Annotated in this window: 13 protein-coding genes; 6 read left to right on the forward strand and 7 right to left on the reverse strand. The window is 61.0% G+C overall.

Annotation, left to right across the window (positions count from 1 at the left end; all coding sequences use genetic code 11):
• Positions 1-125: 125 nt before the first annotated feature.
• The 4 genes from MHI61_RS21290 (at position 126) to MHI61_RS21305 (ending at position 4319) form a co-directional block, all read left to right on the forward strand.
• Positions 126-1373 (forward strand): ROK family transcriptional regulator, encoded by a 1248-nt coding sequence (locus tag MHI61_RS21290; RefSeq protein ID WP_239790410.1) that lies wholly within the window; start codon positions 126-128, stop codon positions 1371-1373.
• A complete protein-coding gene (locus tag MHI61_RS21295) occupies positions 1357-1830 on the forward strand; it encodes an RbsD/FucU domain-containing protein (protein WP_239790411.1) in 474 nt (157 codons plus the stop codon). Before MHI61_RS21290 ends, MHI61_RS21295 begins: the two co-directional genes overlap by 17 nt.
• Positions 1831-2195: 365 nt before the next feature.
• The gene (locus MHI61_RS21300; protein ID WP_183844364.1) at positions 2196-3473 is read left to right on the forward strand and encodes a DUF892 family protein; all 1278 of its coding nucleotides are present in this window, start codon (positions 2196-2198) and stop codon (positions 3471-3473) included.
• 264 nt (positions 3474-3737) lie between these two features.
• Positions 3738-4319 (forward strand): TetR/AcrR family transcriptional regulator, encoded by a 582-nt coding sequence (locus MHI61_RS21305; protein WP_239790412.1) that lies wholly within the window; start codon positions 3738-3740, stop codon positions 4317-4319.
• Between the two features lie 28 nt (positions 4320-4347).
• Here MHI61_RS21305 and MHI61_RS21310 read toward each other — a convergent pair whose 3' ends face one another.
• Together MHI61_RS21310 and MHI61_RS21315 are read right to left on the reverse strand one after the other, a co-directional pair.
• Complete coding sequence (locus tag MHI61_RS21310) at positions 4348-5352, reverse strand: NADP-dependent oxidoreductase (protein WP_239790413.1); 1005 nt, start codon at positions 5350-5352, stop codon at positions 4348-4350.
• 30 nt (positions 5353-5382) lie between these two features.
• Positions 5383-6246 carry an alpha/beta hydrolase gene (locus MHI61_RS21315; protein ID WP_239790414.1) on the reverse strand — a complete coding sequence of 288 codons (864 nt, stop codon included), beginning with the start codon at positions 6244-6246 and terminating at the stop codon, positions 5383-5385.
• Between the two features lie 482 nt (positions 6247-6728).
• Between MHI61_RS21315 and MHI61_RS21320 the strand changes: the two genes are divergently transcribed.
• Entirely contained in the window at positions 6729-8276 is a 1548-nt protein-coding gene (locus MHI61_RS21320; protein ID WP_239790415.1) for an EAL domain-containing protein, read from the forward strand.
• A gap of 237 nt (positions 8277-8513) precedes the next feature.
• On the opposite strand, the gene MHI61_RS21325 is transcribed toward MHI61_RS21320, so the two are convergent.
• Together MHI61_RS21325 and MHI61_RS21330 are read right to left on the reverse strand one after the other, a co-directional pair.
• Positions 8514-8996, reverse strand: a complete 483-nt coding sequence (locus tag MHI61_RS21325) for a RidA family protein (RefSeq protein ID WP_239790416.1) — start codon at positions 8994-8996, stop codon at positions 8514-8516.
• Between the two features lie 114 nt (positions 8997-9110).
• Complete coding sequence (locus MHI61_RS21330; protein ID WP_239790417.1) at positions 9111-9545, reverse strand: cupin domain-containing protein; 435 nt, start codon at positions 9543-9545, stop codon at positions 9111-9113.
• A 119-nt stretch (positions 9546-9664) separates the two neighbouring features.
• Here MHI61_RS21330 and MHI61_RS21335 point away from each other — a divergent pair, with 119 nt between their 5' ends.
• The gene (locus MHI61_RS21335; RefSeq protein WP_239790418.1) at positions 9665-11218 is read left to right on the forward strand and encodes a winged helix-turn-helix domain-containing protein; all 1554 of its coding nucleotides are present in this window, start codon (positions 9665-9667) and stop codon (positions 11216-11218) included.
• 113 nt (positions 11219-11331) lie between these two features.
• Here MHI61_RS21335 and MHI61_RS21340 read toward each other — a convergent pair whose 3' ends face one another.
• Genes MHI61_RS21340 through MHI61_RS21350 form a run of 3 tightly spaced genes read right to left on the reverse strand, consistent with a single transcriptional unit; the run spans position 11332 to position 15589 of the window.
• Complete coding sequence (locus MHI61_RS21340; RefSeq protein WP_239790419.1) at positions 11332-12801, reverse strand: NAD-dependent succinate-semialdehyde dehydrogenase; 1470 nt, start codon at positions 12799-12801, stop codon at positions 11332-11334.
• A complete protein-coding gene (locus MHI61_RS21345; protein WP_239790420.1) occupies positions 12798-13571 on the reverse strand; it encodes a sulfite exporter TauE/SafE family protein in 774 nt (257 codons plus the stop codon). Before MHI61_RS21345 ends, MHI61_RS21340 begins: the two co-directional genes overlap by 4 nt.
• A 2-nt stretch (positions 13572-13573) precedes the next feature.
• Entirely contained in the window at positions 13574-15589 is a 2016-nt protein-coding gene (locus MHI61_RS21350; RefSeq protein WP_275593077.1) for an alpha-glucosidase, read from the reverse strand.
• Between the last annotated feature and the right edge of the window lie 7 nt (positions 15590-15596).

Consider the following 15596-nt stretch of genomic DNA (forward strand, 5'->3'; position numbering starts at 1 on the left):
GTACGGTACCGCGCCTTTTCAAACGCAGAGAAGGCCGCCGTACCGCTTTCAGCTGCTGCGTAAACCTCCTGGATCGCTTCCGATCCGGGGAACATGCAAGAGGCCAACGCTCGGGAGGAGCGGCCATGTCGTCTTTGGATGGACCGGAACACACACCGGTCCCGCCGCCCATTCTCAATCCGGCCGGGGGCGCGAACCAGGTCAGGGTGCGCGCCTATAACGAACGGCTCGTGCTGTCGCTGGTGCGCCTCTACGGCGCGCTGTCGAAGGCCGATATCGCGCGCCGCAGCGGGCTGTCGGCGCAGACCGTCTCCGTCATCATGCGGGTGCTGGAAAAAGAAGGGCTGCTGTCGCGCGGGGCGCCGGTGCGCGGCCGGGTCGGCCAGCCGTCGATCCCGATGCGTCTCAACCCCGACGCCGTCTATTCCTTCGGCCTGAAGATAGGCCGGCGCAGCGCCGATCTGGTGCTGATGGATTTCGTCGGCCGCATCCGCATGCAGCTGCACCAGACCTATGCCTATCCGCTGCCGCACGAAATCCTCGCCTTCGTCACGACAGGCATCGAGGAGATCGAAAGCCGGCTCGACGACAAGCAGCGCGGCCGCATTGCCGGCCTCGGCATCGCCGCCCCGTTCGAGCTGTGGAACTGGGCAGAAGAGGTGGGCGCGCCGCCGGGCGCCATGGAGGTCTGGCGGGATGTCGACCTGCAGGCCGATATCGCGGCGCGCGTTTCCCACCCCGTCTTCCTGCAGAACGATGCGACCAGCGCCTGCGGCGCCGAGCTCGTCTTCGGCGTCGGCCCCTCCTATCCCGATTTCGTCTATTTCTTCATCGGCTCCTTCATCGGCGGCGGCATCGTCCTGAATTCGGCGATCTTTTCCGGCCGTACCGGCACGGCGGGCGCCATCGGGCCACTGCCCGTGCGCGACAGGAACGGCGAAACCAAGCAGCTGCTCGAAATCGCCTCGATCTTCGTATTGGAAAACATGCTGCGCGAACGCAGCATCGATCCCGAGCCGCTCTGGTATTCCGCCGACGACTGGGTGGATTTCGGCGAGCCGATGGAGATCTGGATCCAGGATAGCGCCAAGGCGCTGGCCCAGGCGATCGTCGCGGCTGCCTCGATCGTCGATTTCAGCGCTGCCGTCATCGACGGCGGCTTTCCCCATTGGGTGCGCAGCCGCGTCGTGCAGGCGACGATCGACGAAGCCGCCAAGCTCGACCTGCAGGGCGTCGTCATGCCGGAGATCATCGAGGGCGCGGTCGGCGCGCAGGCCCGCGCCATCGGCGGCGCCAGCCTGCCGATCTTTGCGCGTTACCTCACCGACCAGAACGTACTCTTCAAGGAGGTAGACCATGCTGAAGGGACTTGATCCGCTGTTGAGCCCGGAGTTGCTTTTCGCGCTTCGGGCGATGGGCCACGGCGACGAGATCGCCATCGTCGACGGCAATTATCCCGGTGTCGAACATGCCCGCCGGCTGATCCGGCTCGACGGCCACCGCCTCATTCCGGTGCTCAACGCCGTGCTCAGCGTGCTGCCGATCGACGATTTCGTGCCCGAGGCGATCTTCCGCTCGACCGTCAAGGCCGAGCGCGACAAGCTGGACCCGGTGCATGAGGAGATGATCGACTGCTGCGCCCGCCACGAACCGCACCGGCAGGTGGTGCCGCTCGTCGGCCAGGATTTCTACGGCCGGGTGCGGGCCGCCCATGCGCTGATCCAGACCAGCGAGCCCAGGCTCTATGCCAACATCATCCTGCGCAAGGGCGTGATCTATCCGAAAGAGCCTGGCACGCAGGCGGCCGAGGTGGATCCTTTCGTTTACTAGCCAAGGGTCTGGTCCCGCCGTTCAAGCCGCGATAGCCTTCGCTGCGCGTCTGAGTAGGCGCGTGGCGCTCGAAACCCTGCTGATCCCGGCACGCCGGAGATGCTCAAGCTGCCGATCCGGCCAGCCGCGGCCATCCGCATCCCCACACCCGATTGGCTGCGCGAGTATCGATGATCTCGTTGAGGAGGCGACCATGTAATGGGCTCCTTATTGAGGAGTACCTCCGCACAGGCAATGCCTTGCCTGCGAAGCAGCACCGACCGGTGTGGGCTGATGTTGAATTCAATCCGATGCGCCAGCAGCACCACAGACGGGAACATTCCTGCGATGAGTCGGTTAGCCGGCATCCAACCAGGAGGATGCCAATGTATCACCATGTAAAGAAGCTCATGTATACCGTTCGCGTTGACGAACCTGATCCGAAATTCGGCAATATGCTGCTTGAACAGTTCGGTGGCGCAAACGGTGAACTTGCGGCGGCCATGCAATACTCCATTCAAGGTTTGAATTGTGAGGATCCCGGTCGGAAGGACCTCCTGATGGACATCGGAACCGAAGAACTCAGCCACCTCGAGATCGTCGGGACTCTTGCGAGGATGCACCTCAAGCCGCTGAAGTCAGTCAGAGAGGAGGCGGAAGCTGACCCGCTGATCGCCATTGCAGGCGGCGGTGGCGTGAACCTTTTCAATTCGATGGGAAACCCCTGGACGGCCGATTATCTGAAAATAACAGGCGAGCTGGATGTGGATCTGCGAAGCAATATAGCCGCGGAGGCCCGCGCCAAGATCGTCTACGAACGCCTGATCGACTTCTGCCGCGATCCGGGGACCAAGGATGCGCTGCAGTTCCTGATGACCAGAGAGATCACCCACATGCGTGCTTTCGCCCTCGCCCTCGAAAGCATGGGCAAGCCCTCGCTGAGCGTCGGCAGGATTGCGCCGACTGCAGGACTGGTCGATCAGTTCTTCAACGATTCCACGGGTCAAGGGGATTTAGGTGAGGTTGACACCCGCGGTCCATGGAATGAAGGAGGCCCCTGGGAATTCGTGGAGGCGCCGGCCTTCCAGGATCTCCCGGGCGTTGAAAACGGGGGAACGGCAATTCGCGCTCAAAGTGCTCCCCCTGAAGGAGCGGAAGCGATTCAGGAGGTCCTTGTGGATGAGCTCCGTGACCTGCTGCATGCGGAAAAGCAGCTTTTGAAGGCGCTTCCCAAAATGCAGAAAGCCGCGCGCACGCAGCAGCTCCAGACCTTGCTGCGCAACCATCTTGCCGAGACGGAGGCGCAGGTCGAGCGTTTGAACGAATGTCTGCGCATCCTTGGCACCACGGCTCGCGCAAAGCCATGCAAGGGCATGGCCGGCCTGGTTGAGGAAGGCGAGGAAGTGATGGCGGAAGGCAAGAAAAAGGAAGACGCTCCCGCTGATCTGGCTTTGATTGGAGCGGCGTTGCGGGTCGAGCACTACGAGATTGCCGCTTACACCACCGCTCGCAATATGGCACTTCAACTTGCGCAGCCGGCGGTCGCGCAGTTGCTAACATTGTCGCTGGGTGAAGAGCAGAATGCGGGACAGTTGCTGGATCAGGTTGCCCAACCCCTGATGTCGGCGGCGAGAATGCCAAGTAGCGTCCTTCTGACAGTTTAGCCGTGCGGAGCGGGGAACGCTTGGCGGCCACCTACAGCGAGGCAACGATCTGAGCCCGATGCCGAGGGGCGCCTTTTCCCGCATTCAAAGTTGCTGCAGGGCGCCGCGCCTAAAAAAACGCGCGGTGCCATCTGCATGAAGTGCGTCACTGTCACAAGGGATGCCTTCGTTGACCGTCCATAATTAATGATACATATCATCAATATGTAAGCTATAATGGCGGCCGCCATCATAGCTGGAAATGGCCGTCGAAAGGACCGTGACGTGCGGATCACCAAGGAAAAGAAGCAGGAAAACTACGGGCGGATTATCGCCACCGCGTCAGAGCTGTTTCGCGAGCGCGGGTTCGATGGCGTCGGGGTGGCGGAGTTGATGGAGCGCGCGGGGCTTACCCATGGCGGCTTCTACAATCACTTCCGCTCCAAGGAGGAGTTGATCGCGGAGTCGACCGAGAATGGTTTGAGCGAGACCTTGAAGCGCTATGCCGGTCATGACGTCCTCGCCGTCATGGAACTTTATCTCGCGCGCGAACACCGGGATGGACGCGGCCAGGGATGCACGGCCGCAGCGCTCGGTTGCGATGCCGCTCGCCAGCCTGAAGAAACGAAGGCCATTTTTGCTGAAGGAATAGACAAGCTCGTGCGCGCGCTGGAGGACGGCATCGCGCAACATCACGCTTCCGGCGCCGGCGGGCGGGCGCAAGCCATCGCCATCCTCGCTCAGGCCGTCGGCGCCATCGTGCTTTCAAGGGCCTGCCCGGACGATTCCCCGCTGGCGGACGAACTGCTCGAGGCCTGCCGGGCGGATTGCCGCGACGCCATTCAGAATCGGGTGCGGGAACGATAGGGCCACGCATGCGCCGGCGCGACGTAGGTCAATTCGCGACTGCGATGACCACCTTGCCCTTGGCGCGCCCGGTCTCGACATAGGCCAGCGCATCTCCGGTCTTTTCAAACGGAAACACCTTGTCGACGACCGGCCGGATCACGCCTTGTTCGATCAGGTTGGCAATCTCACCCAGCTGCCGCCCCTCTGCGCGCATGAACAGGAATGTATAAGCGACGCCGAGACGCTTGGCCTTTTTGCGAACTCCTCGGCTGAGCAGCCGCAGGACCAGCTTCAGGAACAGGTTCAGGCCGAGCTCGCTGGCGAATGCGGGATCGGGCGGACCGGAAATGGAAATCAGCCGGCCACCCGGCTTCAGCACGCCCAGAGATTTTTCAAGCGTCTTCGGATCCTGGCTGTTCAGCACCAGATCGTAACCCGACAAGAGCTTCTCGAAATCCTGAGTCTTGTAGTCGACTACCACATCCGCCCCGAGACTTCTCGCCAGCTCGGCATTTTTAGCGCTCGTCGTCGTCGCAACCGTCGCGCCCAGATGTTTGGCAAGCTGAATGGCGAACGTCCCGACTCCGCCGGAACCGGCCTGAATGAAGACCTTTTGGCCTGGCTTCACCTTACCCACTTCGACCAGCGCCTGCCAGGCGGTCAGCCCCACCAGCGGGATGGAGGCCGCTTCGCTCATGCTGAGGTTGCTCGGCTTCAGCGCCGCATCGGCTTCATCGATGGCAATGAATTCGGCGAATGTGCCGACCCGATGATCGCGTGGCCGCGCATAAACCTCATCGCCAATCTTGAACCGGCTGACCCGGGATCCGGCTTTGACAACAGTTCCGGCCACGTCGTGGCCGAGGGCAAAGGGCGGACGATATGGAAGAATAAGCTTGAACTCTCCGTCCCGGAGCTTGGAGTCCAGCTGGTTCACGGCGGCGGCCTGAATCCGCACGAGGACATCATTGTCCTGCAATTCCGGTTCCGGCAGGTTGGCCAGGCGCAGAGCGCCCATCTTCTTGTATTTATCGACGACAAATGCCTTCATAAGGCTTTCTCCAATTCGAAGTCTGTTCCGTCAGGCGCCAAGGAACGATAAAGCCTTCGGCACGAAATCGGCGTGGTTCTGGAAAATCCCGCCATGCCCGGCGTCCTGGTAGATCACCAGTTCCGCGCCCGGAATGCGCCGGGCCATATCGGTGCTGCTTATTGTCGGGACCATGATGTCATTGTCGCCGTTGGCGATCAGGACCGGGATATTGATGCGGCCGAGATCCTGGGGCGCCTGTCGCCCCCAAGCCTTGATCGCGTTGAGTTGCCGCAGGAAAGCCCTCGGGGTGGGGCCTTTGTCCCTTCCGGCCTGGCGTTGTTTGAGGCGATTCAGAAAGGCTTTCGCGGCTCGGCGGCCATTTTCCGTCGACGTAAAAAACAGATAGGTTTTTGGGTCGCGTAGCGTCAGCAAGGCTTTGATGATCAGTGGCCAGGACACGGCTCCGACCTTCTCGATTCCAGTGCCGCCCGCTGGGCCGGTTCCGGTCAAGATGAGTTTACGCACAAGGTCCGGCGCCTTTAGGGCGATGTCCTGGGCCACAAATCCCCCAAGGGAAAAGCCGAGCAGATCGACCTTTTGAAAGCCAAGCGCCCGGATCAACGCGATAGCGTCGCGCGCCATTTCGTCGATTGTCAGAGGGGCCGTTCCGCCTGAGGCGCCAATACCTCGGTAATTTGTTGCAATGACGTGATGTTTGGCGGCGAGACCATCGACAAGACTGGGATCGAAATTGTCCACCACCGCGCCCCAATGATTGAGAAGAATGATCGGAACGCCACCTTGGGGGCCAAGGTCGCGATAGACGAAAGGGGTTCCCCCAACATTGATCCAGAGATTGGGCGCCTCAGCGTAGCAGGTCGCCGACCGAAGGTATCTGAGAGACGTTTTCATCATTCACTCCATCATATCACCAGCACGCTTGAGAGCCTTGCCGATGCCGACTGATGTTCGGGGAGAACACCCGTTTCCCGGTGCGCCTCGCCCCCAATCCTCGCCGTTGCCCTTAGCCTTTGAATCGCCGGTGCGGCCCCAATTGTCATCGGTCATTTTAATGATAACTATCATCATAGATGATTAATGATACTCATCATCAAAGTTGTCAAGCGATATTTCCGAACCGACGCTTCATCCGATTTGCGGCAAAGCTATCCGTTGTGCGCAGCGAAACCCCAGCACTCCTGGTCAGGGCAACTCACCGTTAACCTTCGACGCTCACAATAGTCTTTCGAACTTGGCTGCGCGCTTGATCGGCGACCGCAAGCCGGCCTTTCAATTCCGCCCGAATGATTTGTGGCGGTCTTCGATACCGCCAAGGACGATGCGGTCCTGCGACCTGGCCATGATGGCTCTTCACACAACGGGAGCCTGTTCATATGCCTCGCATCCGACCAACCAGACCCCAGATGGAGATATTGGGCTGGCTCTCGATCTTCCTGCTTCTTTTCTGCCTGTCCTGGTTCTTCGATTGGCACGAGAGGCTGGATGGGTTCATCGAACGGTATCACGGCTATCCCCTGGACCATGCGCTGCTTGCATTGAATGTCTCCGGGTTTTTGGGAGTCGTCTATTCCGCGCTGAGGATCCGGGATCTTTCGCGGGAGGTTCATCGCAGGCTGCAGGCCGAAAAGAACGTCGATTGGATTGCCTGTCACGATACGCTGACCGAGCTGCCGAACCGCAGATTTCTGGATTCCATATGCGCGCGGGCGATGGTCGATCAAAGGGCACAGGAAACCTATGCCGTGTTCAGCATCGATCTCGACGGCTTCAAGAAGGTCAATGATCTCCTGGGGCACGATCACGGTGATGCGGTGCTGAAGACCGTTGCTCAGCGACTCTCCTCGCTCTTTCCCCGCGAGCATGTGTTCCGCCTTGGTGGAGACGAGTTTGTGGTTCTGGCGCGGCGCATCGGAAATCCCGATCTTGTCGCATTGGGGAACCGCATCGTCAGCGCGATCGGCAAGCCGTTCACATTCAATGGTGTCGCCGTCGACCTCGGCGCCAGCGTCGGCTTCGCACTTTATCCGGAGGACGGCGATGAGCTCGGTCAGGTCATCCGGCATTCGGACTGTGCGATGTATGTGGCGAAAAAGCAGGGGCGCAATCTGGTGAAGCCCTTCGTGCCGTCGATGCAGGAAGAGCTGGCGAAACGGGTCAGAATAGAAGGGGATCTGCGCGCGGCCATCCGGAAGGCTGAGATCGTTCCCTATTATCAACCGCTCGTGGACCTGAAGGCGAACAAGATTATCGGCTTCGAGGCGCTGGCGCGCTGGAAAACGGCGTCCGGCGAATTCATCCCGCCGAGCGAATTTATTCCAGTGGCGGAGGAAGCCGGCCTGATCGTCGAATTGACGGACCAACTGCTTCGCAGCGCCTGCACCGATGCGCTTTCCTGGCCAAGCGAGCTCGTCCTGTCCTTCAATCTTTCTCCGATCCAACTGAGCGACCGGTTGCTCGGCCTCAGAATTCTCAAGATATTGGGCGATGTCGGGCTGCCCGCGCACAGGGTCGAGCTTGAGGTGACGGAGAGCGCAATCATCCAGGACGCCGTCACGGCACGGATTGTCCTCGACGATCTCGTGAATGCGGGGGTCAGGATTGCTCTCGACGATTTCGGAACGGGCTTTTCCAGCCTCTCGCAGCTGTCCAGCTACCCGTTCGACAAGATCAAGATCGATAGGAGTTTTGTCGCTTCGTTCGAGACCAATGACAAGCAGGACAAGGTGATCAAGGCCATCGTCGCTCTCGGCACCGGACTGGGCGTGAGGATAACGGCCGAAGGCATCGAAGAGGAGAGCCAACTTCAGCGGCTTCAGGATCTCGGCTGTGACTTCGGCCAGGGATATCTGCTGGGCAGACCTGCGCCGATTGAGGAGATCACCGCACATCAGGTCGACAGCAGGATTCTGCAGCGTCGTTGACGGGACGATCCGTTCCGTCGGGCGGAAGGAGAGTTGGCGCTTCCAATCAAGCGCTTTGCGAATTGTGCAGATGCCCTCGGGCTGATAGCTGTGCCTCACGCGGCTCTTCGGTCTACCGGCCGCCCATGCGCTGATCCAGACCAGCGAGCCTAAGCTTTATGCCAACATCATCCTGCTCAAGGCTGATCTATCCCAGGGAGCAGCCAGGCCGAGGTCGATCCCTTTGTCTATTAGCGATCAACCGTCAATTTCGACTTCCGCTTCGCAGTTTACCGGCGCATTCAATGGGATGGCCATGCCGATGGATGAGCGGGCGTGGGCGCCGGCGTCGGGACCGTAGAGCTCCAGTATCAGATCGGAATAGCCGTTTGTAACCAGCGGCGTCTCATTGAAATCAGGCGCAACGTTCACCATGGCGAAAACGCGCAGCCAGGCCGTCACCCGATCGAGCTCTCCGACGGCGCGTTTGAGGCTTGCGAGGTGGGCCAAGGCAACGAGCCGCGCCGATGCGTAACCCTGCTCCGGCGAAACTTCGGCTCCCACCTTGCCAAGCGGTTTTGCCAAAGTCCCATCCGGGTTGCAGGCGACATGACCCGAAATATAAGCGCGGGTGCCGCGCACCCGAACCCAGGCAAAGGGCAATTTCAGGCCGTCGCGAACCTTCAAAGGTTCGGGCAATTGCAGACCCATTTCGGCCAGGCGCTGTTCGATGATGGCCATGATGCACCTCACATGTGATTAGATCGCGTTAAAGCGGCCAGTGGTTTTGGATAGCGATATGCGAAAAAAACGGGACTTAAGGCGCGGCGAGCAATCCGAGGATCGCGACGCGCTTCAGGGCACGATGTCGTCTAGCTCCGGCATGAGAACGACGCTCTCGTTCGCCCCCGGGTCGTTGCGGGCACCGAGGAACTCGGCGTCTTCCACGCTGCGATTGACGGCCACGTGTGGAACGCCGGCAGGAATGAACAGGTAATCGCCGGGGCGCACCGTTTCGCAGCGTTCGAGCTCCGGCCCAGACCAGATTTCGATCTCCTGGCCGGCGGTCATGAGAAGGGCGGTCTCGTGCCCCTCATGGCGATGGGCGCTGGTTCGCCTGCCTGCCGGCAGCGAAATCCTCCCGAGCCACAGCATGGTCGATCCGACGCTCTCAGCCGAGACGCCCGATCGGTAGACAGATCCCTGCTTGGCGATATGGCTGTCGCCGCCACTCATGACTTTTGCGGTTACTGCAGAAGTATTTTTCGGCTGGGCTGCTTCGTTCTTCATGGCTCTCACCATTTTCGTGGCGGCGATGAAACAGACTCTGCGCGCTCAGCGGGCCGCAAGTCCTGAAGCGATGCCGAAAAATTCCGAAAAACTCCGAAACCGGCGTATCATAGCTGGCCATGAACACTCAGCACCTTGCATTCGGCCACTTCGAGTTCATCGCCGAGAACGGATGCCTGCTTCGTGACGATCGGCCTGTCGCCATTGGCGCCCGCGGCGCTTCGCTGCTTGCCACTCTGCTTGCGGCACAAGGGGGCGTCGTCGCCAAATCGGCTCTGATGGATGCCGTTTGGCCGGGATTGGCCGTCGAGGAAAGTAATCTTTCCGTTCAGATTGCTGCGCTTCGCAAGCTGCTCGGCCCGGCATCCGACGGCAGCGAATGGATCGTCACCGTCCCACGGGTCGGCTACAGGTTTTCCGGCCGGGTGGAGAGCGCAAGCGAGGCAACCGGCAGCGGGTGGCATGCGCGAGCCGAACCCAACCCCGGGATTGCAGTCCTGCCGTTTGAAAATCTGGGCGGTGATACCGAGCGACAATATTTGGCCGACGGTATCGCCGACGACCTGATCGTCGCGCTCACCCGGTTCAGATGGCTGCGCGTCGCGTCACGCGGAGCGAGTTTCGCAAGATGGAATGGCTCCAGGGATCCGCGCGCCGTCGGGCTCGAACTCGGTGTCAATTTTTTGGTGGACGGGGCTATCCGGTATACCAGCGAAGGGATCCGGATATCGGTGCACCTCGCCGACGCTTCCAAAGGCGCGACGGTCTGGTCGGAGCATTACGACCTTCAGCTGGCCGAGATATTCGCGGTGCAAGACGCCATCGCCGAGCGGATCGCCGCGGCGGTCGAACCGGAGCTGCTGTTGCGCCACGGGCTTGCGGTTGCTCCCCACACCGGCAACATCACGGCCTGGGACCTTGTCCGGCAAGGCACATTCAATTTCCACAAGGTTTCACAGCCAACCCATCTTCTGGCAAGACGATTTTTCCGCGAGGCCGCCGAGCTCGACCCCATGCTTCCGGAGGCGCAGATCTGGCGGGCGCGGGTCAACGCCGGCCTCATCGCCTATGGCTGGACGAACGATCCCGCCGCGGATGGTCAGGAAGGGTTAACTGCCGCCCTGCGGGCGATCTATCTCGACGCGAGAAACCCGTACTCGCATTATGCGCTGGCGATCGTGTCGGCCTATACGGGCAGAGCCGACCAGGCGATCCTCGCCGCGGAACGGTCGATCGAGCTCGGTTCGAGCTTCGCCCTGGGGCATCTCGTCCTTGGCATGGCCCGGCTCTTTTCCGGTGATGCGGCCGGCGCACGAAAGCCTTTGTCTCGTGGCCTCGAACTCAATCCGCATGATCCGCAGAATGGGGTCTGGTTCAGTCTCCTGATGCTCGCACGGTTCTTTTCGGACGATGTCGAGGGCGCGCTCGACGTCGGGCACACGGCATTAAAGGCGCGGCCCGACTGGCCGGCGCTCATGCGCATTCAGGCCTGCTGCCACATGGCCGTGGGGAATATCCAGCAGGCTCGCCGCTTCGCCACTGCGGCCAACGGTCTTCCGGAATCTGCCGGCGATGCGCTTGGACCGTTCCGAGAGGGCAATAAGGAATGGGCGACCCGCCTCAACGAGTTGTTGCAAGCAGCGGAACGATCAAACGACTCTGCAGCTCGTTGATGGGCCGAGGTATGTCGGCTCTGATTGAGAGCCGACACCAACTTGCCGATTCAAGGGCATGTGTGCTCAGATGCAACAAGAGAAGTGCCCACAACATCCCCAGATTGGAATCGTCAGATCCCCCCGAGGGCCACATACTTCAACTCTAAAAAGCCCTCAATCCCGTATTTCGATCCTTCGCGCCCGGTACCGGACTGTTTGATGCCGCCAAAGGGCGCCATTTCGTTGGCGATCATGCCGGTGTTGACGCCCACCATGCCAGCCTCGAGCGCTTCCGCGACACGCCAAATGCGGGCCATGTCCTTTGCGTAAAAATAGGAGGCAAGGCCGAATTCGCTATCATTGGCCATGGCGATGACGTCGTCCTCGTCCTTGAATGAAATGATTGGCGCCAGCGGCGCAAAGGTTTCCTCCTTTGCCACCTTCATTGCCTGCGTCACGCCGGTGACGACCGTCGGCTCGAAGAACGTGCCCCCGAGCGCGCTGCGTTTGCCGCCGGAAAGCACGACCCCGCCTCTTGCGACCACATCGGCGACATGCTCTTCCATTTTCGCCACAGCCTTCTCATCGATCAACGGCCCTTGGCTGACGCCGGCGTCGGTACCGCGACCGAGCGAAAGTCCCGAAACCTTGGCAAGAAGCTTTTCGGTGAAAGCCGCAGCGACGCTCTCCTGTACGTAGATGCGGTTGGCGCAGACGCAGGTCTGGCCGGCATTGCGGAACTTGGAGATCATCGCGCCTTCGACGGCGGCATCGAGGTCCGCGTCGTCGAATACGATGAAGGGCGCGTTGCCCCCCAGCTCCAGCGACAGGCGCTTGATGCCGTCGGCCGCCTCCTTCATCAGCCATCGGCCGACCCCGGTCGAACCGGTAAAGGTGATCTTGGCAATTTTCGGATTGTGGCAGAACTCAAGACCGATTGGCTTGGCCTCCCCTGTCACGACCGAGAACACCCCCTTCGGCACGCCGGCGCGCTCGGCCAGAAGGGCAAGCGCCAGCGCCGATAGCGGCGTCTGCGAAGCAGGCTTCAAGATCATGCTGCAGCCGGCAGCAAGGGCCGGTCCTGCCTTGCGGGTGATCATGCCGTTCGGAAAATTCCACGGCGTGATCGCCGCGCAGACGCCCACCGGTTGCTTCAGGACCATGATGCGCTGGCCGGCATTGGGACCGGGAATGATATCGCCGTCGATGCGCTTTGCCTCCTCCGCGAACCATTCGAGATAGGCGGCATTGGAAATGACCTCACCTTTCGCCTCCGCCAGCGGCTTGCCCTGCTCGGTCGTCAGGATCAGCGCCAGATCGTCGGCATTTTCGATGATGAGATCGTACCAGCGCTTGAGCACCTGCGCCCGTTCCTTGGCCGTCCGCCTTGCCCAGAGCTTCTGGGCGGCCGCTGCGGCATCGATCGCTTCGGCGACAACCGCCTGGCCGAGATCCGGTACATTGGCAATCAGCGCCCCGTCGAAGGGATCGGTGACCGCGAATGACTTGCCGTCGGGTGCGGCGATCCACGCGCCGTCGACAAAAGCCTTATCTATGAGAAGCGTGGGGTCATTGAGGGCAAGCGTGCGATGCTCGGTCATGATGCATGATCTCCTATGATCTTCAAAAGAGCGGGAACGGCCAGCGACAGGCCGGACAAGAAAAGCAGGCCGAAGGCGATGCGACGAATGGACAGGACGGTCAGGGGCGGCGGCCACCTTTTCGCAACCAAGGTCATGATCATCACGGCCGGAATGCAGAGCAGCCCCCACCAGAAGCCGCTGTGCGGTATCTCGCCGGCAGCCGCGACCATGGACAGCCGAATGACGGCATTGACGGCAAAGACCGCTACCAGCGTTTCGCGGATGCTGACGGCCGGCAGCGGCTGCCGGTAGAGATGATAGACCAGCGGCGGACCGGCGGTGGAAAAAAGGCCGCCCATCAGGCCGGCAACCGCACCGAAAAACCCGAAGGAAGCCGTCGATGACCGCACCGCCAGCGGCTGTGGCTTCAGCGCAAGCTGCAGGCTGGAGGCAATGATGACGATACCCAGCACAAGTTTCAGCCAATCGATGGATCTCGAAACCATGAAGCCCAGCAGCCAGTATCCAGCAGCAAGGGCAACAAGGCTGAAGATGACGATCGGCCAGAATTCCGCCCAGGCGATATCGCGCCAGCCGCGTGCCAGGACCTGCGCCGCATTGACGAGCACCATGCAGCCGACGAGCACCGCGGCCTCCGGCAGCGGCATCAGCCCGGAAAGCCCGATGCCGCCCATCATGATCAGGCCGAGGGCAAAACCCGTCAGGGTCTGCATGTAGGCGGCAAGACCCGCCAGCACCAGAAGCCCCGCAAGATCGGCAACACTCACGGTCACAGGCCTCGAAGACCGGAAAACAGCGCTTCATTGGCGCAACCGGCACGATAGAAGACGGGCGGCTGGCCCAGCGGCGCGGCGATCTGCACCTTCTCGCCGCCGGCAAAGGTTTCGCCGGTCCACGCGTGAACCCACCGCTCGCCCTGCGGCAGATAGACGACACGATCTGCCTGCGCCGCCTCCCAGATCGGCGCGACCAGCATGTCAGGGCCGTAGAGGTAGCTGTCCTGGATCGCGTAGGTCTCGCGATCGTCCTGGTAATGCAGGAAGAGCGGCCGCTGCACCGGCAGCCCCCGCGCAACCGCCTCGCCGGACAGGGATTTGAGGTAGGGAGCAAGATGCTTGTAGATCCGCGTCATCCGGGCGAAATGCGACAGCACCTGCGGATTCTGATCGATCTGGACGTTTTCGCGCGGACGATTTCCCTCGTGGCTGCGCATGACAGGCGTGAATGCAGCCATTTCGGCCCAGCGCATCAAAAGCTCCGGCGTGCGGACATTGCCGAAGAGACTGGTGTAGCCGCCGATGTCGGAGTGATGATAGGCATTGCCGAGCAGGCCGGAAGACAATGCCGCACAGATAACCGTGACCAACCCGTCATGACGGGAGAAATCCACCGACTGATCGCCGCCCCACAGCAACGGGCAATGTTTCTGGACGCCGGTGAAGCCGGCGCGCATGAAGAACAGCGCCTCGCCGGTCTGGCTGCGGCTGGCAACGGCCTTGGCGTTGACCTCGGCCCAGAGCGTCGGCCACTGATTGTGCATCAGCTTGGCATCGATGCCGTTTGAGAGATGGACATCGATCGGCAGATATTCGCCGAAATCGGCCATCCAGCCGGAGAGGCCGTAGTCAAGCATCTTCTTGCCGATGATGTCCTCGGCAAACCATTCCGCCGCGGCCGGATTGGTGAAATCCACGACGCCGCAATCGAACTCGCCGAAATCAACGAGTGCGGTCCTGCCGGCTGCATCCGTTGCAAAATAGCCGGCTTTTTCGGCGATCTCGAACAAGGGTCCATCGACACAGAGATAGGGGTTGACGTAGCCCAGGAACCGGATGCCGTCATCCTTGAGTTCGGCGATCCTCCGGCGCAGGCCCGGATAACGCTCCGCGTTGACTTGCCAGTCCCAGAAAAGACGCGCGCCGAAAGAGGTTTTACGCAGGCCGACCCAGTCCTCACACCACAGAGCAGACACCTCGACACCCGCGTCGCGCATCAACTGCAGGCGCCGGAAAGAATTTTCCCCATCCTTCAGACCGATGATCGCGCCGTTGTACACCCATTCGGGAAGCGGCGGTTGGCGGCCAAAGCGGTCCGACAGCACCTCGACCAGTTCGACGAATGTCGGAGCGGCAAAAAACTCGATCCGCTCCGGGATCGCCCAGACCTCGATCTCGTGAAAGGCCTTGCGGCGGAAATCGAAGACGGAATAGGCTGACGTCTCCACATGCATGGCGTAAAGCGCCGAGGAAACATAGGTCGGCTGCGGGTAGTTGGTGTTGAAATAGTCCCCGCCCGCCCTGTCCTTGACGTTCGATTTGAACGTGATCTCGCTGGTCTGGTCACGGCCAACGCCGGGCTCGGACGTCCAGAGCGGAAAGCGGCGGCCGCGCATATCGAAATAGGACATCTGCTCGCCCCCGCCCCAGACATGCTCATCGTGATCGGCAGGAATTCGGATCCAGAGGCGGTTGATGAGGGGATCGGACGCTTCAAATTCGATCGCCCCGTTCTCGATCGTCAACACCAGCCGTGGCTTCTGGCCCGACCGTTCCGACAGGGCAATCCGGTTTCCGTCGATCTCGGCATGCGCCAGTCGGCCGCGCTCAATAACATAGTCCTCAATCTCGAAGTTGCCGCGATACATATCCATGCGCTCCTCGCCGATGCCGGCAAAGATGCAAGGCGCACTCGTGCTGTGATCGAGGATCGTCCGGCCATTGATGGACACGGTAAATCCGGTTTCCGTCTTTTCGAGTTTCATCGCCATGTCTTTCAGATCTTGCATCGTCTTG

Origin of the sequence: Rhizobium sp. K102, assembly GCF_022385315.1 — a bacterium.
Taxonomy (GTDB): Bacteria; Pseudomonadota; Alphaproteobacteria; order Rhizobiales; family Rhizobiaceae; genus Rhizobium; species Rhizobium croatiense.

Excerpts from the sequence above, each read along its gene's own strand:
- MHI61_RS21300 (WP_183844364.1), top strand. The coding sequence starts at position 2,196 with ATGTATCACCATGTAAAGAAGCTCATGTATACCGTTCGCGTTGACGAA.
- MHI61_RS21295 (WP_239790411.1), top strand. The coding sequence starts at position 1,357 with ATGCTGAAGGGACTTGATCCGCTGTTGAGCCCGGAGTTGCTTTTCGCG.
- MHI61_RS21325 (WP_239790416.1), bottom strand. The coding sequence starts at position 8,996 with ATGGCCATCATCGAACAGCGCCTGGCCGAAATGGGTCTGCAATTGCCC.
- MHI61_RS21340 (WP_239790419.1), bottom strand. The coding sequence starts at position 12,801 with ATGACCGAGCATCGCACGCTTGCCCTCAATGACCCCACGCTTCTCATA.
- MHI61_RS21330 (WP_239790417.1), bottom strand. The coding sequence starts at position 9,545 with ATGAAGAACGAAGCAGCCCAGCCGAAAAATACTTCTGCAGTAACCGCA.
- MHI61_RS21320 (WP_239790415.1), top strand. The coding sequence starts at position 6,729 with ATGCCTCGCATCCGACCAACCAGACCCCAGATGGAGATATTGGGCTGG.
- MHI61_RS21350 (WP_275593077.1), bottom strand. The coding sequence starts at position 15,589 with ATGCAAGATCTGAAAGACATGGCGATGAAACTCGAAAAGACGGAAACC.
- MHI61_RS21310 (WP_239790413.1), bottom strand. The coding sequence starts at position 5,352 with ATGAAGGCATTTGTCGTCGATAAATACAAGAAGATGGGCGCTCTGCGC.
- MHI61_RS21315 (WP_239790414.1), bottom strand. The coding sequence starts at position 6,246 with ATGAAAACGTCTCTCAGATACCTTCGGTCGGCGACCTGCTACGCTGAG.
- MHI61_RS21335 (WP_239790418.1), top strand. The coding sequence starts at position 9,665 with ATGAACACTCAGCACCTTGCATTCGGCCACTTCGAGTTCATCGCCGAG.
- MHI61_RS21290 (WP_239790410.1), top strand. The coding sequence starts at position 126 with ATGTCGTCTTTGGATGGACCGGAACACACACCGGTCCCGCCGCCCATT.